Annotated in this window: 35 protein-coding genes; 30 read left to right on the top strand and 5 right to left on the bottom strand. The window is 70.4% G+C overall.

The window, feature by feature from the left end; translation table 11 throughout:
• Positions 1–134: 134 nt before the first annotated feature.
• From ACSNOA_RS00020 to ACSNOA_RS00035, 4 genes are all read right to left on the bottom strand, one after another.
• Complete coding sequence (locus tag ACSNOA_RS00020) at positions 135–497, bottom strand: hypothetical protein (RefSeq protein ID WP_436654909.1); 363 nt, start codon at positions 495–497, stop codon at positions 135–137.
• A gap of 17 nt (positions 498–514) precedes the next feature.
• Positions 515–736: a hypothetical protein gene (locus ACSNOA_RS00025; protein WP_436654911.1), complete on the bottom strand. Its 222-nt coding sequence runs from the start codon at positions 734–736 to the stop codon at positions 515–517.
• Between the two features lie 84 nt (positions 737–820).
• Positions 821–2,017, bottom strand: a complete 1,197-nt coding sequence (locus ACSNOA_RS00030; protein ID WP_436654913.1) for a tyrosine-type recombinase/integrase — start codon at positions 2,015–2,017, stop codon at positions 821–823.
• Positions 2,018–2,019: 2 nt separating this feature from the next.
• The gene (locus tag ACSNOA_RS00035; RefSeq protein WP_436654915.1) at positions 2,020–2,436 is read right to left on the bottom strand and encodes a helix-turn-helix domain-containing protein; all 417 of its coding nucleotides are present in this window, start codon (positions 2,434–2,436) and stop codon (positions 2,020–2,022) included.
• A gap of 217 nt (positions 2,437–2,653) precedes the next feature.
• Here ACSNOA_RS00035 and ACSNOA_RS00040 point away from each other — a divergent pair, with 217 nt between their 5' ends.
• From ACSNOA_RS00040 to ACSNOA_RS00175, 28 genes are all read left to right on the top strand, one after another.
• Positions 2,654–2,890, top strand: a complete 237-nt coding sequence (locus tag ACSNOA_RS00040) for a helix-turn-helix domain-containing protein (protein WP_436654917.1) — start codon at positions 2,654–2,656, stop codon at positions 2,888–2,890.
• Positions 2,887–3,099: a hypothetical protein gene (locus tag ACSNOA_RS00045; RefSeq protein ID WP_436654919.1), complete on the top strand. Its 213-nt coding sequence runs from the start codon at positions 2,887–2,889 to the stop codon at positions 3,097–3,099. Before ACSNOA_RS00040 ends, ACSNOA_RS00045 begins: the two co-directional genes overlap by 4 nt.
• A gap of 95 nt (positions 3,100–3,194) precedes the next feature.
• The gene (locus ACSNOA_RS00050; RefSeq protein ID WP_436654921.1) at positions 3,195–3,575 is read left to right on the top strand and encodes a hypothetical protein; all 381 of its coding nucleotides are present in this window, start codon (positions 3,195–3,197) and stop codon (positions 3,573–3,575) included.
• Positions 3,572–3,775, top strand: coding sequence for a hypothetical protein (locus ACSNOA_RS00055; protein ID WP_436654923.1), 204 nt, complete (start codon positions 3,572–3,574; stop codon positions 3,773–3,775). The genes ACSNOA_RS00050 and ACSNOA_RS00055 overlap by 4 nt, the downstream gene beginning before the upstream one ends.
• Positions 3,772–4,026: a hypothetical protein gene (locus ACSNOA_RS00060; protein WP_436654925.1), complete on the top strand. Its 255-nt coding sequence runs from the start codon at positions 3,772–3,774 to the stop codon at positions 4,024–4,026. The genes ACSNOA_RS00055 and ACSNOA_RS00060 overlap by 4 nt, the downstream gene beginning before the upstream one ends.
• Positions 4,023–4,328 (top strand): DUF4326 domain-containing protein, encoded by a 306-nt coding sequence (locus ACSNOA_RS00065; RefSeq protein WP_436654927.1) that lies wholly within the window; start codon positions 4,023–4,025, stop codon positions 4,326–4,328. Before ACSNOA_RS00060 ends, ACSNOA_RS00065 begins: the two co-directional genes overlap by 4 nt.
• A complete protein-coding gene (locus tag ACSNOA_RS00070; protein ID WP_436654929.1) occupies positions 4,328–4,552 on the top strand; it encodes a hypothetical protein in 225 nt (74 codons plus the stop codon). Before ACSNOA_RS00065 ends, ACSNOA_RS00070 begins: the two co-directional genes overlap by 1 nt.
• Positions 4,549–4,998: a hypothetical protein gene (locus tag ACSNOA_RS00075; protein WP_436654931.1), complete on the top strand. Its 450-nt coding sequence runs from the start codon at positions 4,549–4,551 to the stop codon at positions 4,996–4,998. The genes ACSNOA_RS00070 and ACSNOA_RS00075 overlap by 4 nt, the downstream gene beginning before the upstream one ends.
• A gap of 1 nt (position 4,999) precedes the next feature.
• Positions 5,000–5,164: a hypothetical protein gene (locus ACSNOA_RS00080; RefSeq protein WP_436654933.1), complete on the top strand. Its 165-nt coding sequence runs from the start codon at positions 5,000–5,002 to the stop codon at positions 5,162–5,164.
• On the top strand, positions 5,161–5,475 hold the full coding sequence (locus ACSNOA_RS00085) for a hypothetical protein (RefSeq protein ID WP_436654935.1): 315 nt from the start codon (positions 5,161–5,163) through the stop codon (positions 5,473–5,475). Before ACSNOA_RS00080 ends, ACSNOA_RS00085 begins: the two co-directional genes overlap by 4 nt.
• Positions 5,472–5,891, top strand: a complete 420-nt coding sequence (locus ACSNOA_RS00090; RefSeq protein WP_436654937.1) for a hypothetical protein — start codon at positions 5,472–5,474, stop codon at positions 5,889–5,891. The genes ACSNOA_RS00085 and ACSNOA_RS00090 overlap by 4 nt, the downstream gene beginning before the upstream one ends.
• Complete coding sequence (locus tag ACSNOA_RS00095) at positions 5,888–6,064, top strand: hypothetical protein (RefSeq protein WP_436654939.1); 177 nt, start codon at positions 5,888–5,890, stop codon at positions 6,062–6,064. The genes ACSNOA_RS00090 and ACSNOA_RS00095 overlap by 4 nt, the downstream gene beginning before the upstream one ends.
• Entirely contained in the window at positions 6,061–6,408 is a 348-nt protein-coding gene (locus ACSNOA_RS00100; RefSeq protein WP_436654941.1) for a hypothetical protein, read from the top strand. The genes ACSNOA_RS00095 and ACSNOA_RS00100 overlap by 4 nt, the downstream gene beginning before the upstream one ends.
• Positions 6,405–6,977, top strand: coding sequence for an RNA polymerase sigma factor (locus tag ACSNOA_RS00105; RefSeq protein ID WP_436654943.1), 573 nt, complete (start codon positions 6,405–6,407; stop codon positions 6,975–6,977). The genes ACSNOA_RS00100 and ACSNOA_RS00105 overlap by 4 nt, the downstream gene beginning before the upstream one ends.
• A complete protein-coding gene (locus ACSNOA_RS00110) occupies positions 6,974–7,177 on the top strand; it encodes a hypothetical protein (RefSeq protein ID WP_436654945.1) in 204 nt (67 codons plus the stop codon). The genes ACSNOA_RS00105 and ACSNOA_RS00110 overlap by 4 nt, the downstream gene beginning before the upstream one ends.
• Positions 7,174–8,028 (top strand): Rad52/Rad22 family DNA repair protein, encoded by an 855-nt coding sequence (locus tag ACSNOA_RS00115; protein ID WP_436654947.1) that lies wholly within the window; start codon positions 7,174–7,176, stop codon positions 8,026–8,028. The genes ACSNOA_RS00110 and ACSNOA_RS00115 overlap by 4 nt, the downstream gene beginning before the upstream one ends.
• On the top strand, positions 8,025–8,330 hold the full coding sequence (locus tag ACSNOA_RS00120) for a hypothetical protein (RefSeq protein ID WP_436654949.1): 306 nt from the start codon (positions 8,025–8,027) through the stop codon (positions 8,328–8,330). The genes ACSNOA_RS00115 and ACSNOA_RS00120 overlap by 4 nt, the downstream gene beginning before the upstream one ends.
• Positions 8,327–8,782, top strand: a complete 456-nt coding sequence (locus ACSNOA_RS00125) for a single-stranded DNA-binding protein (protein ID WP_436654951.1) — start codon at positions 8,327–8,329, stop codon at positions 8,780–8,782. The genes ACSNOA_RS00120 and ACSNOA_RS00125 overlap by 4 nt, the downstream gene beginning before the upstream one ends.
• A gap of 95 nt (positions 8,783–8,877) precedes the next feature.
• Positions 8,878–9,162 carry a hypothetical protein gene (locus ACSNOA_RS00130; protein ID WP_436654953.1) on the top strand — a complete coding sequence of 95 codons (285 nt, stop codon included), beginning with the start codon at positions 8,878–8,880 and terminating at the stop codon, positions 9,160–9,162.
• A complete protein-coding gene (locus ACSNOA_RS00135; protein WP_436654955.1) occupies positions 9,159–10,901 on the top strand; it encodes a hypothetical protein in 1,743 nt (580 codons plus the stop codon). Before ACSNOA_RS00130 ends, ACSNOA_RS00135 begins: the two co-directional genes overlap by 4 nt.
• Before the next feature lie 580 nt (positions 10,902–11,481).
• Positions 11,482–11,730 carry a hypothetical protein gene (locus tag ACSNOA_RS00140; RefSeq protein ID WP_436654957.1) on the top strand — a complete coding sequence of 83 codons (249 nt, stop codon included), beginning with the start codon at positions 11,482–11,484 and terminating at the stop codon, positions 11,728–11,730.
• A complete protein-coding gene (locus tag ACSNOA_RS00145; RefSeq protein ID WP_436654959.1) occupies positions 11,727–12,230 on the top strand; it encodes a hypothetical protein in 504 nt (167 codons plus the stop codon). Before ACSNOA_RS00140 ends, ACSNOA_RS00145 begins: the two co-directional genes overlap by 4 nt.
• Positions 12,227–12,934 carry a DNA cytosine methyltransferase gene (locus tag ACSNOA_RS00150; protein ID WP_436654961.1) on the top strand — a complete coding sequence of 236 codons (708 nt, stop codon included), beginning with the start codon at positions 12,227–12,229 and terminating at the stop codon, positions 12,932–12,934. The genes ACSNOA_RS00145 and ACSNOA_RS00150 overlap by 4 nt, the downstream gene beginning before the upstream one ends.
• A gap of 88 nt (positions 12,935–13,022) precedes the next feature.
• On the top strand, positions 13,023–13,334 hold the full coding sequence (locus ACSNOA_RS00155; RefSeq protein ID WP_436654963.1) for a hypothetical protein: 312 nt from the start codon (positions 13,023–13,025) through the stop codon (positions 13,332–13,334).
• A 39-nt stretch (positions 13,335–13,373) separates the two neighbouring features.
• The gene (locus ACSNOA_RS00160) at positions 13,374–13,931 is read left to right on the top strand and encodes a DNA N-6-adenine-methyltransferase (RefSeq protein ID WP_436654965.1); all 558 of its coding nucleotides are present in this window, start codon (positions 13,374–13,376) and stop codon (positions 13,929–13,931) included.
• Positions 13,928–14,902: a tyrosine-type recombinase/integrase gene (locus ACSNOA_RS00165; RefSeq protein WP_436654967.1), complete on the top strand. Its 975-nt coding sequence runs from the start codon at positions 13,928–13,930 to the stop codon at positions 14,900–14,902. Before ACSNOA_RS00160 ends, ACSNOA_RS00165 begins: the two co-directional genes overlap by 4 nt.
• Before the next feature lie 28 nt (positions 14,903–14,930).
• Positions 14,931–15,224: a hypothetical protein gene (locus ACSNOA_RS00170; RefSeq protein WP_436654969.1), complete on the top strand. Its 294-nt coding sequence runs from the start codon at positions 14,931–14,933 to the stop codon at positions 15,222–15,224.
• A gap of 111 nt (positions 15,225–15,335) precedes the next feature.
• On the top strand, positions 15,336–15,965 hold the full coding sequence (locus ACSNOA_RS00175) for a DUF7341 domain-containing protein (protein WP_436654971.1): 630 nt from the start codon (positions 15,336–15,338) through the stop codon (positions 15,963–15,965).
• Between the two features lie 209 nt (positions 15,966–16,174).
• Here the strand turns inward: ACSNOA_RS00175 and ACSNOA_RS00180 are convergent, their stop codons facing one another.
• On the bottom strand, positions 16,175–16,363 hold the full coding sequence (locus ACSNOA_RS00180; RefSeq protein WP_436654973.1) for a hypothetical protein: 189 nt from the start codon (positions 16,361–16,363) through the stop codon (positions 16,175–16,177).
• A 458-nt stretch (positions 16,364–16,821) separates the two neighbouring features.
• On the opposite strand from ACSNOA_RS00180, the gene ACSNOA_RS00185 reads away from it, so the two are divergent.
• Positions 16,822–17,061, top strand: a complete 240-nt coding sequence (locus ACSNOA_RS00185; RefSeq protein WP_436654975.1) for a hypothetical protein — start codon at positions 16,822–16,824, stop codon at positions 17,059–17,061.
• Positions 17,003–18,523 (top strand): hypothetical protein, encoded by a 1,521-nt coding sequence (locus ACSNOA_RS00190; protein WP_436654977.1) that lies wholly within the window; start codon positions 17,003–17,005, stop codon positions 18,521–18,523. The genes ACSNOA_RS00185 and ACSNOA_RS00190 overlap by 59 nt, the downstream gene beginning before the upstream one ends.
• The last annotated feature ends 9 nt before the right edge of the window (positions 18,524–18,532 follow it).

The following is an 18,532-nucleotide window of genomic DNA, read 5'->3' on the forward strand; positions in this document are numbered from 1 at the left end:
GTAACGGAAAGGGCCCCTGGCCTCGGGAAACATCCCGGGAGCCAGGGGCCCTTTCTCGTGCCCTCTGAGATCAACAGTGTACGGAGAGGTGTACTAGCCCTCGCGGGGCTCGGCTAGCCGGTAACCCTGTGGAGTCAGCCCTTCCCGGCCCACTTGCGGACCGTCATCCGGTCCACGCCGGCGGTGCGGGCCACCTCGGCCTCGGCGCGACCCTCCTCAAGGGCGCGCAGTACCCCTGCGCGCAGGATCGCGGTCTTCTCGTCGAACACCCGCTTGGCCTCGGCGCGTTCCCGACCCAGCTTGGCGAGGTCAACCGACCCGACCGGTGGGTGAACCCTGACCTGGTAGTAGCCCCAGTTCTCCTCGAAGTCCTTGCGGATCTGTTCCGCGCGCTCGGCGGTGTCGGCGTACTCGGCGCGGATCTCGCCCTGCCGAACGCTTCCGGAGACTGCCCAGCGGGGGCCGCGCTCGCTGATCTGCTGGTGTGCGGTGCTCATGGTGGGTTCCTCTCGGCTCAGGCGGTCTCGGTCAGCTCGAACAGATCGCCCGGCGCGTAGGGGCTCGGCTGCCGGCGGCTGGTGGTCACCATCTTGATCCGGCCGGTGTGGGGCAGGATCTCGACGGCGGTGACGGTGCGGGCACGGCCACGCTGGCCGTCGGGCCACACGGCGGCGACGGTCATTCCGGGCTCGATCTGGTCGGCGCGGATGATGGTGCTGGTGGTGGGCTCGGCCATTTTGGGTTCCTCCTCGGCTCGCCTGTAGACCACTCTACATCACGGCAGTAGAGGTGTCTACAGCGCGGGGGAATTGGGGGCGGTCTACCCCTCGCCGAGCAGCAGCCGGCCCATACGGTCCGTAGCTTCCTTCGTCAGCTCGTTGACGACCTTCGCGTACCCCTGCGTCGTGCGGATGTCCGTGTGCCCCAGCACCGCTTGGACCACTTCCAGCTTCACTTCCTGCGCCACCATCAGCGTCGCCGCCGTGTGCCGCGCGTCATGCAACCGCACCCGCGGCACACCGGCCTCCTTCAGCAGATCCCGCCATGCCTGGTAGTCCTGCCGCGGGTCGAGTGGCCGTCCGTCGTTCTGCGCGAACACGAAGTCGCCGTCGTGCCACCACTCCGCCGCGGCGGACCGCTCCTCGTCCTGCCGCACCTTGTGGACCCGCAGCTTCGCCACCAGCGGCGCCGGGATCGGCAACGTCCGCTCCGACTTGCCCTTCGGGTCGACGAGCTGGAGCCCGCCCTCCGACCGTTGCGGGCAGTCCGCTCCCCGCTTGCGCCCGCAGGTGCCGCCGCAGCCGTGCTCGTAGATCCGCCGACGCAACTGCTTCGGGATCTCCATGTAGCCGGCCTCAAGGTCGACGTGCGACCACCGCAGCCCGAGCGCCTCACCCTGCCGCAGCCCGAGCGCCAAAGCCACAGACCAGCGCGCAGAGTTCCGCTGTCCGGCCGCCGCGGCGAGCACCTTCGCGGCCTGCTCGGCGGTGAGGAACGCCATCTTCGGCGACCTCCCCGACGGCGCGTCGATCAGCTTCGCCACGTTCCGGGCCACCATGCCGCGCCGCAGAGCCACCTCGAGGGCGCGGGTCATGATGCGGTGCACCTTCAACGCGTGCGACGACGCCTTGCCCTGTCGCTCCATCGCCAGGTACATCGCGTCGAGCTGCTCCGGCTTCAGCTTGTCCAACCTGGTCTTCCCTAGGTGCGGGTAGATCCAGTTGCGGCACTTCGACCGGTAGTCGTACAGCGTCGCCGGGTTGCAGCGCCGCGGCGCGACGTCGGCGAGGTACACCTCCATCCACGCCTGGACGGTCGGCGCCCGGCCGGCCTTGGTGACCGCACCGGTGCGCCGCTGCGCGAGCAGCTCGTCGACCCGGGCGACCGCCTCGTCCTTCGTCTTGCGGCGGACGTGACGCTGATCGGCGCGGCCGTTCGGTTTGCTGCCGACGGTGACGTAGGCGTGCCACCAACCGTCGTCGCCGAGCTTGATGGTGGGGTAGGGCAGACGCGGCACAGTCAGTCCTGGCCCGACGCCCGACGGCTCCCGTTCGATCCGGTTAGGTGCCGCAGCGTGGCGAGGATGAACTCCTTCTTCGACTGAGACACGTTCGGGTCCATCAGCTCACGCTGCACGGCCCGCAGCTCCGGGTGGAACGTCTCCACCGGCTCGGCGCTGGGCTTGCCGTCGGCGCCCCATCCGAGGGCCCGGTACGCGGCCCGCTTGGGGATGTCGAGCCCTTCACAGAAGGCGTCGACTTGGCTGGGCCGCGGGTCTTTCGACCAGTCGCCGTCGCGCCAGCGGTAGAAGGTGGTGGAGCCGACGCCTGTCCGGCGTTCGATCTCCTTGATGCTCATGCGCCGGTCTTTGGCGTCCTCGAGCGCTTTGGCCACGAACCGGCCGAACGCAGCACGACGCGCCTCGACGGAAGCCATGAGGGAAAGATAGGCCCCGAGTTCGGGACTGGCCGCCCGAGATCGGGCAGATTCCCGAACTCGGCGACGGTGCGTAGGACGAGACTGCTCGTCGATGACAATGGCTGAACTGGCGGGCATGGGTCACACGATACGACAGTCTCTCGTGTCCGAACGTTGCCCAAAAAGATGACCCATCCCCCTGTTCGGGGATCGCAGTCAGTTGTAGTCTGTCCCCATGTTCGGGAACGATAACCCTCAGATCCCCGAGAGCGGGGACGCCGCGGTGCCGTCCCGCCTGCTCTACCCCATCCCCGAGGTTGCCGTCCTGCTCGGCGGAATCACGGAGCGGCAGGTGGCCCGGTACATCGCCAGCGGCGAGCTGCAAAGCCGCAAGCTCGGCCGCCGCCGGCTCGTCCACCGCGACGACATCGCCAAGTTCATCGACCAGCACGCCGCGGTCGACGCGGCATGAACACCACGACCCGCCGCCTCGTGGCGACCGCCACCGCCGCCGCCGCGCCCACCTTGCTGTTCGCACTGCTGCTCACCGCCGCGGTCGTGCCGGCCGCGCGGACCGAGCCCACGCAGATGCTGCTGCGGCCCGCGACGGAGCAGGAACGGCGCGACCACGACCGGCAGCGCCTCGCCGACGCCCTCGCCGAGCTGCGCCAGCACCGCTGAACCACCCGGCGCCCGACCGGGCCCCGGACAACAACAGCGGCGCCCCCGATCCGCCAAGACCCAGGGACGCCGCCAACCGAAGGGACACAGTACCCGTGAACACCACCGCCAGCACCGCCACCGACCGCCAGCTCCTCGCCGCCGTGTCCGCCTGGGCCCACGAGAACGGCTGGACCGAGGCCGGATGGCGCGGCTACAAGAACGCCCGCTACGAAGACGGCGCCACCATCGCCGTTCGCCCCAACGAGGCCGGCTTCGAGGTGTGGCGCAAGACCAGCGACACCCCCCACTTCCGCGGCATGTCGGCTGACTACCCGGCCACGACCGTCCGCGAGGCGGTCAACCTGCTCGTTGCCCTCGAGATCCTCCCGGCCGAGTTCTCCGCCGCCTACGAGGCGGGGGTGCGCGACCTCACCGACATGGTGAAGGCGTTCGTGCCGGATCTCGACCTGAGCGAGATCGGGGCGGACCGGTGAGCCCCGCCGCCGCCGAGGCCGTCGTCCTCGACCACCTCGCCGCCGACCTGCCGTTCCTGTCCGACGAGCAGCTCACCAAGCTCGCCGCCGAGCACGCCGTCGAGACCGGCCACTACGCCGCAGAGGCCCGCCGGCTCATCGACCGGGAGTTCGAGTACCGGCAGGCCGTCCGCCGCGCGCACCTGGCAGGTGCGCTGTGACCGCCGCGATCGAGCTGGAGACGTTCCTCGACCACCTGAACCGGCCCGGCGCGACCCCCGCACCCACCGCCGGCGGGGTTGAGACCGGCCCCGGCACCAGCGACCAGCGCCCCGGCCCCCGCGTCGTCGAGAAGGCGTGCGGCTGCGGCGTCCTCGCCGGCGAGCAGTGCGACTGCGCAGCGTTCACCGCCGAGTGGGAGGCCGCCCTCAACCAGCCCATCTGGTTCGGCCAGCAGGGGAGGGCCGCGTGATGCCGAAGCGGATCCAGCGCCAGCGCACCAAGGGCTGGCGGATGCCCGAGAACACCGTCTACGTCGGCCGACCCAGCCGGTGGGGAAACGCCTACCGGTTGCGGAACGCGCCGCTCGACCACCCCAACCCGCATCAGTGGCTCGTCGATGCCCACCGCTCGTGGCTGAACTGGTGCGGCCCGATCAAGGCCGCCGAGATCCGCACGTACCTGCGCGGCAAGAACCTCGCCTGCTGGTGCCCGCTCGACCAGCCCTGCCACGCCGACGTGCTGCTGGAAATCGCGAATGGGGCAGGTGCGTGATGGAACTCCTCATCGCCCTCGCCCTCACCGCCTGGTCGGCGCTCTGCTTCTACGGCGGCAAATGGCACCTCCGCTGGCGGGCCTACCGCCACCAGATGCGCGCCACCCAGACGGCCGTCACCTGCCCGCAGCTCAAGGCCAAGGCCATCGCCTGGCACCGCCGGCAGCTCTGGGCCGGCCTGCACCTGCCCCGCTTCCGCTTCCGCTTCCGGAGGACCGCATGATCCCCGCCTGCTGCATCTGCGACCCCGCCATCTGCGCCTCCGACGACACCGGCGAGCACTGCAACGACCGCTCCTGCGGGTCCTGCCTCCACGGCTGCCCCGCCCCCGACGGCGAGTGCTGCCCCCCGGTTCGCAACGACGACCTCGACGAGCTGGCCGCCTGGTACGCCACCCACGCGGCGACCCCGACGAGCCGCACCACCCGGCCCGCCCTGCCCATCCAGGAGCACAAGCCCTGCCCCGACTGCCTCGTGTGGCCCGGCGAGGAACACGAGCCGGACTGCCCCACGGTGTCACCGGAGCTGTTCGCCGCGTACATCGGCTGGACACCGGAGCCCGCCAAGCCGTCCCGCCGCCGCCGGCTCGCCCTGCTGGCCGCCCTCGTCGTCCTGTCCTGGGCGGTCATCGCCCTCACCGCCGCCCTTCTCCTGATCGGGAGCAACTGACATGAAGAACCACTACAGCGACGTCCTCGCCGCGCTCAGCCTCGACTTCAAGCTGACCGCCAACCACCTGGCCAACCTCACCCCCGACGAGATCCGGGAGCTGGGCCAGGCGTTGGAGACCATCGCCCGCCTGAGCCGCATCGCCCGCGGGGAGGTGGCCCGGTGACCACCACCGACATCAACGCCATCCGCCGACCGGTCTACCGCGAGCCCGAGTTCGACGGGCCCGACCCGGACGGCGTGGACAACCCGGCCGTTCGCTGGAACCTCGACTTCGGCTGCAACCTCAGCTTCGGCGTCGACCTCGACGACGCGTCCCTGTACGTGAACCTCAGTATCTCCGACTGGCCGCTGCGCAACGCCGGGCTCCAGAAGGCCGTCACGCGGGACCAGATCCGGCAGTACGCGCTGTTCCTGCTGCGGCTGGCGGACGACCAGGAGCGCGAAGCTGCCGCCCGTGAGGTGGTGGCCCCGTGACCACCATCGACATCGACGCCATCCGCCAGCGCGCCGAGTTCTCGGCTGACCCGTTCCACGTGGAGGACGTCGACGCCCTGCTCGCCAAGGTCGACGAGCTGACCGCCGAGCTGGCCAAGGCCCGCAAGGACCGCGACGAGTACGCCGACGACAACACCCGCGTCGCAGCCGCCCTCATCGACGTCCAGCGGAAGCTCGCCGGGGCCGAAGCCGACAACCAGTCCCTCCGCAAGGGCCACGACGCCTACGCCAACGAGAACGCCCGACTGCGGCCCGTCGTCGAGGCCGCCAAGGCGTGGCGGGCCGAACGCGAGGCAGTCCGCGTCGGGGGCGGCACCGTGCTGGCGCTCTCGGACCTGCTGAACGCGCTCGCCGCCGCCGTGGACGCCCTGCCGAAGGCGGAGGTGGCCCGATGAGCCTCGCCATCCTCGACCGCCTCACCAGCATCCTCCGCGGCGACACCCACCCCGGCGCCGACCAGCAGCCCGACGAAATCGAGCAGTGGCACGCCGAACTCCGCGCCCTCCCCACCGCCGCCGAACTCGACACACCCGCCGTGAACACCGTCAACGAAGGGGGAGAGCAGTGAACACCACGACCCTCGCCCGGCCCGGCCGGCGGCCCGGCGCCCTCGTCGCCCCCCACCACGACCCCCGGCCCTGCGTCGTCAACCCGCCCCAGTGGTGGGACGTCGGCGACGACGGCAACGCCGCCGCCATGTGGCTCTGCCGCAAGCGCTGCCCCCTCGCCGACACCTGCGAACCGGAGGGCGGATCCATCCGCCAGGGCGTCCCCTGGGGTGGCGGCTTCTACCGCAAGGCCCCGACGGCGCTGTACGTGTGCCCCGACTGCGGCCACCCGCGCGTCCGCCAGGGCGCGCGTGGGATCTCCGTCTGCAAGTGCCCGGCCCGTACTCAGGCGGTGGCGGAATGACCCCGCAGGAACTCGTCGCCGCCGCCCAGGCCGGTGACCGCGACGCCTTCGCCCAACTGTGGGCCACCTACCGGCGCGAGATGGAAGGCATCGCCTACGCCCGCACCGGCGACCACTACCTCGCCGAGGACATCGCCAGTGAGGCGTTCCTCCGTGCCTGGAAGAACCTCCCCACCTTCACCTGGAGGGGCCAAGGCTTCCCCGCCTGGGTCGGCTCCATCGTCCGCAACATCGTCATCGACTACTACAAGTCCTGCCACTACCAGCGCAGTTGGGCCACCGACACCACCGACGAAGAGACGTGGCGGGAAGTCGACCTCGACCGGCGCAACGACCCCATCAACGTCGTCGCCCACGCCGAGCTGGCCGCGGCGCTCGACGAGGCCATCGCCGACCTGACGCCCGGCCAGCGGGCGGTCATCGTCCGCCGGTTCGGCGCCGAGCTGTCCCCGACGGACACCGCCGCCGAGGTGGGGCTGAACCTGCACGCGGCCAAGACGATGCAGCACCGGGCCACGCGGGCGCTGCGCCGGCACCCCGCCATCGCCGCGCTCGAGGTGGCGGCGTGAAGACCACCACCTGGGCCGACGTCACCGCAGCCACCCAAGCCGCCATCACCGGCGGCAAACCCTGCGCCGCCGGCTGCCGCTGGCCCGTCCACCCCGCCGCCACCGTCGGCAACGACGGCACCCCCGACGCCTTCGACGTCCACCCCGGCTGCCAACCCGGCGGACAGCAACTGCGAGTCATCGAAGGAGGGAAGGCGTGACCAGCAAGCTGACGGCAGGCCAGTACGGGTTCCTGATCGATGAGATCAAGGACGCCCGGGTGCGGCAGCTCCGGGGCAACAGCCACCTCGAGGCGTGGGACATTCGCCGGCACCTGATCCGTGTCTTCGGATTCGGTGGTTTCGACATCGAGACCAAGGCGTTGGACCTCGTCAAGGAAATCGAGTCCCCGCCCGGCAGCATCAAGTACAGCAACGGCGGCACCAACAACAAGACCGTCTGGACCGTCGTCTACCGGGCCGAGATCCGACTGGTCATCAAGGCTCCGGACGGCACGGTACTCACCGTCCTCGAGGACGGCGCCGCCGGCGACGCCCAGAACCAGCCGAGCCTCGGCGACGCCCATGACCAAGCGATGAAGACCGCGCTATCGCAAGGGCTCAAGCGGTGCGCCGTCAACCTCGGCGACCAGTTCGGCCTGTCGCTCTATAACGGCGGCGGCACGCAGCGCGTGGTCATCGGCTCGCTGGTGCACCCGCCGCAGCCGGACGGGCCCGCGACGACAGCGCTGCCCGCCGACGACGCGCCGGTCCTGCCCGAACCCGAGCCCGGCCCCGCGCCTGAGGACCAGGTAGCGCCGGAACCCGAGGCGCAGCCGGCCGAGAAGGTCGACCGGACCCAGCACCGGACCATGCACGCCCTGTGGCGGGAACTCGGCTACGACGGCGATGCCAACCGAGACAAGCGCCTCAAGGCCACCGCCACCATCCTCGGCGTCCCCGAGGTGAGCAGCTCCGCCGAGCTGACCAAGAAGCAAGCACAGACGGTGATCACCGCGCTGCGCAACCGCAGGGACCAGCTCGCCCGCACGGGGGGAGTGAAGGCCGAATGATCGGCCCGGTCGACGAGCAGCGGTCCGACCAGCGCTGCCCCCGCTGCGCCAAGGCGCTGACCGTCGAGCCCGCCGACGGGGCCACCAACAAGAGCCAGCACCACTGCCTGCACTGCGGCTACCGGGAAACGGTCCGGCCCCCGAGGTCCGACCGACTCACCCGAACCGAGGTCCGCCAGCTCGTCACCGCCTCCCGGCGGCTGCTGCTCGGACCGTCCTGCTACGGCCGGCGGCACTCGAGGTGCACCGCCTCCGGCTGCGAATGCCCATGCCACCCGCGCAACCAGAAAGGCCAGTCATGACGGACACCAACATCACGGTCATCGGGAACCTGACCGATGACCCTGAGCTGAAGTTCCTGCCCTCCGGCGTCGCGCTCGCCAAGTTCCGCGTCGCCTCCACTCCGCGGGTCAAGGACCGCGAGAGCGGTGAGTGGAAGGACGGCGAGCCGCTGTTCCTGTCCTGCACCGCCTTCCGGCAGATGGCCGAGAACGTCGCCGAGTCTCTCGGCCGCGGCGCTCGCGTCGTCGTCCAGGGGCGGCTGAAGCAGCGGTCGTACGAGAAGGACGGCGAGCGCCGGACCGTCTTCGAGCTGGACGTCGAAGAGGTCGGACCGAGCCTGCGGTACGCCACCGCCAAGGTCCAGAAGATGCAGCGCTCAAGCAGCGGGCAGGCCCCCACCCGTGGCGACGACCCCTGGGGCGCAGCGGTGCCCGCCCCATCCGGCTCCTTCGACGAGGAACCGCCGTTCTGATCCGGCCCGCCGGAGTCCCGCACCGGCATCCGTCGGTGCAGGGCCCCGACAGTCCGGCACCACCCCAGACCACCGCAACCACCAGGGGGGACCTGATGAAGACGACATACACAGCGGCTGAGGTCCACGCCCTGCTCTACGCCGCCTACGTCCGCGGCCGGTACGACGCCGACATCAACGACCTCCACGGCACCTGGACGGAGATGGCCGAACCGCGCGCGACCCGCGAGATGCGTGTCGCGCAGCGCCTGGCCGAGATGGAAGCCGCCGGCCGCGCCCGGGCCGCGCGCGACGGCCGCCCCTACCGCATCCACCCTGGCGGGCCTGTCGACTGGGAGACCGGCCGCCCCACCCGCAACCAGCTCCGGAGCGCCGCGTGACCATCGAACGCCACCACCTCACGGTCGTCGGCAAGCCGGAAAGCGACACCGCACGCCGCGCCCGCGAGACCCACGAACGGCACCTCGCCAAGCAGGCCGAGAAAGCCGAGCGCGCCAGGAAGGCGGAACACCGGCGCGCCGAGATCAAGGCCGAGGCCGACCAGCGCGCCGCCCGGGACATACCTCGGGTGCTGCTCGACACCGACCCGGCGTCCATCCGCGCCATCGCCACCGCGATCGACGATGGAGCGATCCCCGACACCTACGTCCGGGCCGGCGCGGTGGTGGTCGTCGAGACCCCATCAGGCGCCATCGCCACCGACGACGACCCCACCCAGATCATCACGATCGTCGACCAGACCCGACTCGCTCGGCTGCTCGCCGACCACACGTTCACCTACGAGATGACGCGGGAGAAGCTCGCCGACGGCGACGTCGAGATGGTCGAGACCGAGACCACGCCAAAGGGACACGTCGCCGCCGCGGCCCTGTCCTCGGCGAGCTGGCCGAAGTTGGCGCCACTCAACGGCATCGTCACCACCCCCGTGTTCCGGCCCGGCGACGGCAGCCTGGTGCAGACGGCTGGCTACGACCCCGCCACCGGACTCATCTACGCGCCGAAGCTGCCCCTGCCCGTCGTGCCCGACCGCCCCACCGACGAGGAACTCGCCGCTGCCCGCACCTTCGTCACCGACGAGCTGCTCGCCGACTTCCCGTGGGTCGGCGCCTCGAGGGCCAACTACATCGGGATGCTCGTCGCCCCCCTGCTGCGGCCGTACCTCGGCGGCGTCCCGGTGCCCCTGGCCGCGGTCGACGCGACCTCGCCGGCCACCGGCAAGAGCCTGCTCACCACCATCATGACCAAGGTCTACTCCGGCTACACCCGGCCCTGGGTCGGCGACGACGTCGAACTGCGGAAGGTCATCACCTCCATCCTCGTCGACAAGGGCGGCGCCGTCGTCTGCCTCGACAACGTCGGCAAGGCCGAGACCGTCGACCAGCCCACCCTGGCCGCGCTGCTCACCGCCACCGTCTGGTCCGACCGGATCCTCGGCGTGTCCACCACCGTGCGCGTGCCCAACGACCGCGTCTGGTTCGTCACCGGCAACAGCCTGTCCATCGGCGGCGACATCGCCTCGAGGACGGTGCTGATCCGGCTCGACGCGCAGATGCCCAACCCTGCGATGCGCCCACCGTCGCGGTTCGTGCTCGGCGACCTCGAGGAGTGGCTCGGCGATCCGGTGAACCGAGCCACCGTCCTCTACCACCTGCTGGTGCTGGTCCGCGGCTGGATCGTCGCCGGCGCCCGACGCCTCGAAACCCCGATGCGCACCTTCACCCCCTGGGCGTCCGCGACCGCCGGGTTCCTCGACTGGTTCGGCGAACCCGGGTTCATGACCAACCGCGACAGCCTCCACGAGGTGGACGAGGAAGAAGCCCAGTACGGAGCGTTCTACGCCCGCTGGCACGAGCTGTACGGCGACCTCCGGCTCACCGCCAAGCACCTGCACGAGTCCGCGATGCAGGGTTTCGAGGCCAAGGACTGGAAGGGCACCTTCCTGGTGCGCCGCAAGGACGGCCAGGTGCCGTCGGCGGTGGGGCTGGGGAAGATGCTCGCCTCCGAGCGTGGCCGCTACCGCGGCGGGTTCCGGCTGAACGGCTTCTACGACAGCGAGACGAAGGTCTGGTCGTACTCGGTCACCCCAATGGGCCAGGACGTCCCGGACGGTGCGCAGTGACGCCGCGGCGGGGTTCACGGGGGATGGGCCGAACCTATCCCCCGGGATCTGCGACCTACCCCCCGTCGCTCACGGGGGATGGAACGGACACGTCTTGCCTACCCCCCGGGAGATCCACTTCCAAAGTACCTGCTCAAGGGCATAAATCCATTGATGTCACGGGTGATCCGGGTGATAGAACGCCGTTTTCAGCTTCACGGGACGCGCGCAACGAAATTCCTCACACCTCTGGCGCTCCGTATGACGCCTTGTGTCCGTATTCGTGCAGGGGAGATTTTCCCGCACACGAGGCCGAGGGGCTAAACCAACCCCCGTATCACCCGGAACCCCCGGATCTTCGATGCATTTCGTGCTCTGACCAGCAACGACAGTCCGGTGCCGTCACGGGGGATAGGCCACCGACCATCCGCACCATCCCCGGCGAGCCCGAGCGCATCGGTCCTCTCGCCGCCAAATACCTCGAGGCGCTCGCAGCGCAACAGGCCGATCCCGACCTCGCCGCCCGCCGCCGCGAAGCCGCCGCCCGCCTCAACCGAGCCCACACCACCAGCCCGCTACTCAACCGCCAGGAGAAGAAGCCGTGACCTACCGCAAGCCCGCCAGGCCCCCCAAGGGCAAGACCTACTGCCGCGACTGCCGCAAGTACGGCTTCTACACCCGCCGCGACGCCAAGCGGATGGAGAAGCAGTACCCCGAAGAGCAGATGCGCCCCTACCGCTGCCCGATCGACGACAACATCTGGCACCTCGGCCACCTGCCGAACGCGGTCCGCAACGGCGAGATGTCCGCCGACGAGTGGTACGACGCCGCTGGCGAGGTGACGGCATGACCGAGTACGACACCGGGCGCCGATTCGAGTGGAAAACCCGCGACGACTGCAAAGACAACGGCTACGAAGTCATCCGCGCCGCCGGCAGCAAGGGCGGCACGAAAATCGACCTCGTCGCCATGAAGCCCGGCCAGCTCCTGTTCATCCAGTGCAAGGCCGACGGGAAGCTCGCCCCCGCCGAGTGGAACCGGGTGTACGAGGTCGCCGGCTGGGTCGGCGCCATCCCGCTGCTCGCCGCCAACGGATCCCGAGGCCGGGGCGTGGTCTACACGCGGCTGCTCGGGCCGAAGGTGCCGCGGGCGCGGACGCAGCCGTGCGAGCCGTTCCTCCTCGACGAGATCGCCGCCGTGTCTTCGTCTGAACTCGCCGCGCGATACGACCGCGCCGTCGCGGCCATTGACCCGTACCTGGCCCGGCCGGTGGTGGCCCGCTACCAGCCGACCGCGGCCACACCCGAGGGCACCGAGGACATCGCCCTACCCGAGGAGGTGGCGTCGTGACCTACCGCATCCTCGACCTCTGCTGCTGCCAAGGCGGCGCCGCCCGCGGCTACGCGCAAGCCGGCTTCGAGGTCGTCGGAGTTGACGTCGACCCGCAGCCCCGCTACCCGTACGAGTTCATCCAGGCCGACGCCCTCGAGGTGCTCCGCGACCGGACGTTCGTCGGCACCTTCGACGCCATCCACGCGTCGTGGCCGTGCCAGGCGTACTCGCCCCTCAACGCGCTGCCCACCACGAAGGCCGCCAGCGAGCACCCCGACCTCGTTGGCCCGGGTCGGGAGCTGATGGCCGGCTACGACATGCCGTGGGTCATCGAGAACGTGATGGCCGCCCCCCTCGACCGGAACCGGTCCATCGTCCTGTGCGGCGGCATGTTCGGACTGCGCACCTACCGGCACCGCCGCTTCGAGCCGTCGCCCGGCCTGACCCTCGTCGCGCCCGCCCACCCGAAGCACGTCATCCGCACCGCCACCAAGCGGCGCCGGGAACTGTGGGCGCAGGGCTGGCACGTGTCCATCACCGGCGACGTCGGCACCTACGTCGGCCCGGAAGCGATGGGCATCGACTGGATGACCGGCAACGGGCTCTCGGAGGCGATCCCGCCGGCGTACACCCGGCTGATCGGTGAGCAGATCATCGCCGCCCTGGACGCCGGGACGTGGCGGCAGCCGACCGACCTGCTCGACATGGTCGGTGCCGCGTGACCGCCGTCGTGCCCCTGCCGGGTAACCACCACACCCCGCACACCACCCAGGAGGACACCGTGCAGCCCTACACCGCCGGGGCTGGGTCGTGACCACCAACCAGCAAGGAGACACCGAGATGCCACGCATCAACCGCGAGCCCATCCCCGAGGACGTCATGCGCGAGGTGGCTGAGGAAATCGTCGCCGCTGAGCAGCCGGCCGACGAACTCACGTGGGAGGAAGTCTGGGCCGCGATCGGCCGCGAGGTGTGGAAGCTCGCCCCGCAGGACTACCAGGACGCCGGCCACCGGGACCTGACCTTCCTCACCTGTTGGCAGAACGTCATGGAGGCGGTCCACAACGGGATCGTCGCGGTTGCCGCACTGCCGGACGACGCCTCCGGCGTGAGTACCCGATAGCTCCCATTTACGGATGAGATCAACAAGGAAGGAGGGGTGATGACCCGCAGCGCCGCCCACCGGTTCGACAACGACCTCCGCCGCCGCGCCGAGGACCACCCCGAGCAGACCGCCCTCACTCCGGCATACATCCTCGACCCGATCCGGGACATGCTCGGCGGCACCATCGAGCTCGACCCGTGCACCACCCCCGACAACCCGGTCGACGCGGTCCGCTTCTATACCCCGCCCACCGACGGCGCCGCCGAGCCGTGGGACGCCGACACCATCTGGTGCAACCCGCCCTACGGCGAAGCCCGCACACGGTGGGTCAACCGGTGCATCGAGGCCGCCGCATTCGGCCGCCAGGTCGTCCTGCTCATCCCCGCCCACACCGACACCCGCACCTTCCAGAAGGCGCTGGAGCACTCCACCACCGCGCTGCTCATCCGCGGCCGGGTCAAGTTCGGCCTGCCACGCGCCAACGGGCGGCAGATCGCCGCGAGCCACCCGAGCGCCCTCATCGCATGGAACGCCGACCTTGGACGCTGCGCTCACCTCGGGCTGGTCATCAAGCCGCTGGTCCCGCAGGGCGACCTGTTCGGAGGTGCGGCGTGACTGACCTCGTCGTGCGGACCGTGCCGGGTGACCATCTCGCCCGGCACGTCACCGCCTACCTCCACACCCTCACCGAACGCACCGCCAAGACCTACCGCTACGGCATCGTCGCCTGGCTCCACTGGTGCGCCGCCAACAACCTCGACCCGCTCAACGCCGTACCCGCCCACGGCCAACTCTGGGCCACCACCATGCGCGACCAAGGCCTCGCCGACGGCACCCGCGCCAACCGGCTCAGCGCGGTGCGCAGCTTCTACGAGTGGCTCGACGAGCAGGACGTGCCGTTCCGCAAGAACCCCGCCAAGTTCAAGACCGGCCGCCCCAAAGCCAACCCCCGACCCACCCCCGCCCTCTCCGCCGAGCAGCTCGCCGCGCTCCTCGACGTCGCCGACGCAGACGGGCCCCGCACCGCCGCCATCGTGCACACCCTCGCCACCACAGGCCTACGCGTCGCCGAACTCCTCGGCGCCGACATCGAAGACCTCGGCGAAGACCAGGGGCACCACATGCTCCACGTCATGGGCAAAGGCCGCCGCCGCCGCTCCGCGCTGCTGCTGCCCACCACGTATCAGCGGATCACCGCCTACCTCGCCACCCGCAAGGACGCGACCAACCTGCCCGCCATGTACGCCGGGGCTCGACCGCGTCGGCCGCTCATCGTCACCGACACCGGCCGCCGGGTCGACGCCCGCAACCTGCGCGGCGTCCTCCAACGCCTCGGCAAGACCGCCGGCTTTCCCGAGTCGACGATCCGTCGGTTCGGGCCGCACGTCCTGCGCGCCACCTTCGTCACGTTGAACCTCGCCGCCGGCAAAGACCTGCGGGTCGTGCAGTACGCCGTCGGCCACGCCAACCCCACCACCACCGAGGGCTACGACCGCTCCCACCTGAGCCCCGACCAGCACCCCGCGTACGCGCTGATGGGTGTGCTGGCCGCGGCGAGGGCCCGGACCACCACCGCGCCGCGCTGAGCGGCCCAACCAGGAAGGACCAACAGCCATGGCCCACACCCGAACCCACGTCAGCATCACGTTCGCCAACCCGTACCTCGTCTGCGACCTGTGCGCCCAGGGCGTGACCGCCTGGCACGACCCGGCCAAATGCGGCTGCGACGGAGACACCTACAACCTGCCCTGCGGGCACCGGGCCAGCACCCTCAGCATCTGCCCGTCGTGGAGTCCCGTGGACGGATGCCAGTGCCTGCAGCCGCACAGCCTCGTGGCCCCGAAGCAGGCGACGCGCGACTGGGGCTCGGCCATCGACCGCTACTTCGCGCGGGAACTGGCCCCGTAGACGACGGTGGGCCTCCGAGGATTCGCCACCCGGAGGCCCACCACAGCCGCACCCCCGCCAAGGCGCCGCGCTGATCACCGGCAAGCCTACAGCCAGGGGGGACCGATAGCCGTGGACCGCAACGCCACACTCACCACCATCACCACACTCGCCGAACAACTCTGCGACCCACGGCACCACGTGGAGCGGATCCCCTACTGGGACACCAACCGCAACCGCAAGTACCGCGAATGGCGCACCACCCAACCCGGACTACTCGCCCAACTCCACGAAGCCGCTGTAGAGCCCGCAGACGCCCGAAACGACCCCGGCCCCAGGTCGGTACCGGGTAGCCGCCCCCCGCTCGCCCTGGAAGCTCTCAGCACCCACATGGCCATCACCGCCTACGCCGCCCACTGGTGCTGGTCCCTCAAAATCGACCAGCGAGACACCGTCGAAGCCAACATCCGGGCGCTCGTCGGCAAGGCCCCCACCCTCGACGACGACGCCCTCACCGCCCTCGCCAGCGAGATGCGACGGTGGACCCACTGGGCAGCCGTAGCAAGCCGCTGGGTCGCCCCACCCTTCGAGCCCCACGTCCCCTGCCCCGCCTGCCAGGCAGTCGGGAAGCTGCGCGTCAACCTCCGCGCCCAGATCGCCCACTGCCGCGGATGCCAGAACACGTGGGCCGCCGACGACGGCTCTATCTTCCACCTCGGCGAGTACATCCAAGCCCACGCCAACAACCGGCAGGCAGCCTGACCAGCGCGCCAGCTTGACTGTAGGCAGCCTACGTACGAAGATGCGGGCTAGGACCAGTGTCTTCGGAGCCCCGCCACTTCCTCCCCAGGACGGCGGGGCTCTGTCATGCGCGGGGGTGGCACGGTGCGCGTCCCGTACCTGCTGCTCGCCCTGTGCGTCACGGTCATCGTGGTCGGCGGCACCGTGCTGTGCGCCATGCACTGGCCGAGCTAGAGGTCACGGGACAGGAACGCCACACCACCCCAGCAGCACAGGTACACCGCGACGCCCACCACCAGCAGCGTGACGACAGCACCGAGCGCCGACTTCTTCTGCTTCGGCTTGCCCTGCTGCCGGCGCCCGAGCTGACGGATGTACCGCAGCGGGCCTACCCCGAAGCTGATGCGCCAGTTACTCACGCGGCCCATCCTCGCGGAAGGACGCAACCGTGGCCCGCAGCAGACACCGCGTAGGTCGCCCCTACCGCAGGGCCAGGGCCCAGATGTTCGCCCTGTTCGGTACGACCTGCCACCTGTGCGGACACGAGGGCGCACGCACCGCTGACCACCTCGTGCCAGTCGCGCTCGACAGTCAGCAACCAGTCGACCCGCACGGCATGCGCCCAGCCCACGGCAGCGGCAACCCCTGCCCCACCTGCCGACGTCACTGCAACCAAGAGCGCGGCATCAAGTCACTGGCCTCGATGTTCAAGCCTGCCATTCGGTGGTGAGCACACACATCGGGGCAGGTCAAGGGGGAGGGGCGGTCAAAATCGCTCCGGCCCGCCTCCTGGGAGACCCCACGTCCCTCGCTCCCGTTTTTTTTCGCTGGGTCTGAGACGAAGATCAACGGCCGTTTGGCGAGGTGAGGGGGCGTCGTGGTCGACCTGAGCGCGGTCGTGGCCTCCGGCGACCGCAGGGCCGCCCTTGAGGCCATCCGTGACCGCCTCGCTGGCGAGTTGACGGTGGCTGAGGGCCGCGAGGTCGCCTCGGTGGCGAAGGAACTGCGCGAGACGATCCGCGAGCTGGACAGCCTGCCGCTGCCGGAGGGGGTGTCGGGTGTCGACCAGCTCGCGAAGAAGCGCGCGGCGCGGCGCCGCAAGGCCGCAGGCGAGTAACGTCCCCGCCTACTCCGACAGCGCCGGCCACGAGGCGATCGAGCTGGCCCGGCAGGCGGGTCTGGTCGGCGACGAGTGGCAGAACAACGTCATCATCGACGCCCTCGGCGAACGCCCCGACGGGAAGTGGGCGGCGTTCGAGGTGGGTCTGCTGGTCGGCCGGCAGAACGGCAAGGGCTCGGTGCTGGAGATCCGCACCTTGGCCGGGCTGACGCTGTTCGACGAGCGGCTGATCCTGTGGAGCGCGCACGAGACGAAGACCGCGTTCGAGGCGTTCCGGCGGATGGTGGCCCTGTTCGACGGCAACGACGACCTGCGGCGCCGGGTGAAGAAGGTGTCCTACGCCGCGGGCAGCGAGGGCATCGAACTGACCAACGGCTGCCGGCTGCGGTTCGTGGCCCGGACGAAGGGCTCGGGCCGCGGCTTCACCGGGGACCTCATCATCCTCGACGAGGCGTACGCGGTGACCGCCGAGCAGATGGACGCGCTGCTGCCGACGCTGGCGTCGCGGCCGAACCCGCAAATCTGGTACACGTCGTCGCCGCCGTTGGATGGCGCTTCGGGTGACCAGTTGTACGCGCTGCGGGAGCGGGCCAACGCGGGTGCTCCTGGCCTGGCGTGGTTCGACTGGGGGTTGCAGGGTTACGACCTGGAGCAGCTCGACTCGGTTGACCTCGACGACCCGGACTTGTGGGCGGCTACCAACCCGGCGTACGGGATCCGCATCTCGGAGGAGTTCATCAGCCGGGAGCGGCAGGCGCTGTCGGCGGAGGGCTTCGCGCGGGAGCGGCTGGGTATCTGGCCGCGGCAGATCAAGGGCAAGTCGGGGGTCATCTCCGACGAGGTGTGGCGTGACCAGACGGACCAGCACGCAGGCGACCCGGGTGCGGTGGTGCGTCCCCGCGACGTGGTGTTCGTGGCGCAGGTGAGTTCGAACCGGATGCACACGACGATCGCCGCTGTGGGCGCCCGCCAGGACGGGTCGCTGCTGGCGTCGATTGTCGACCACCGGCCCGGCACGAAGTGGGCGCCGGCGCGGCTGGCGGAGTTGAAGCGGCGGCACAACCCGCTGTTCATCGTCGCCCAGGACAAGGGGCCAACGGGCACCCTGTTCACCGACCTGGCGGAGTTGGGCATCACGGAAGCTGAGGACCGGGAACGTCCCCGCCGCGGTGACCTTGTGGTGCCGTGGGCGGCGGACGTGGCCATCGCGTACGGGCTGTTCCTCGACGCGGTGGTCGACCAGAAGCGGCTGTTCCACCTCGACGAGGCGCCCCTGAACGTGGCGCTGGCTGCCGCGTCGACTCGCGCGCTGTCGGGTGGCACGGCGTGGGACTACACGGACCCGGCGGTGGCGCCGCTGCTGGCGGTGACCCTCGGCACCTGGGCGGTGCTGACGGTGAAGCTGCCGCCGGCGCGCAGGTCGGCGTACGAGGACGACAACGGGCTCATGTTCGTGTGACCAGGGAGG

It is taken from the genome of Micromonospora sp. URMC 103 (assembly GCF_051386435.1).
In the GTDB taxonomy this organism is placed as follows: domain Bacteria; phylum Actinomycetota; class Actinomycetes; order Mycobacteriales; family Micromonosporaceae; genus Micromonospora.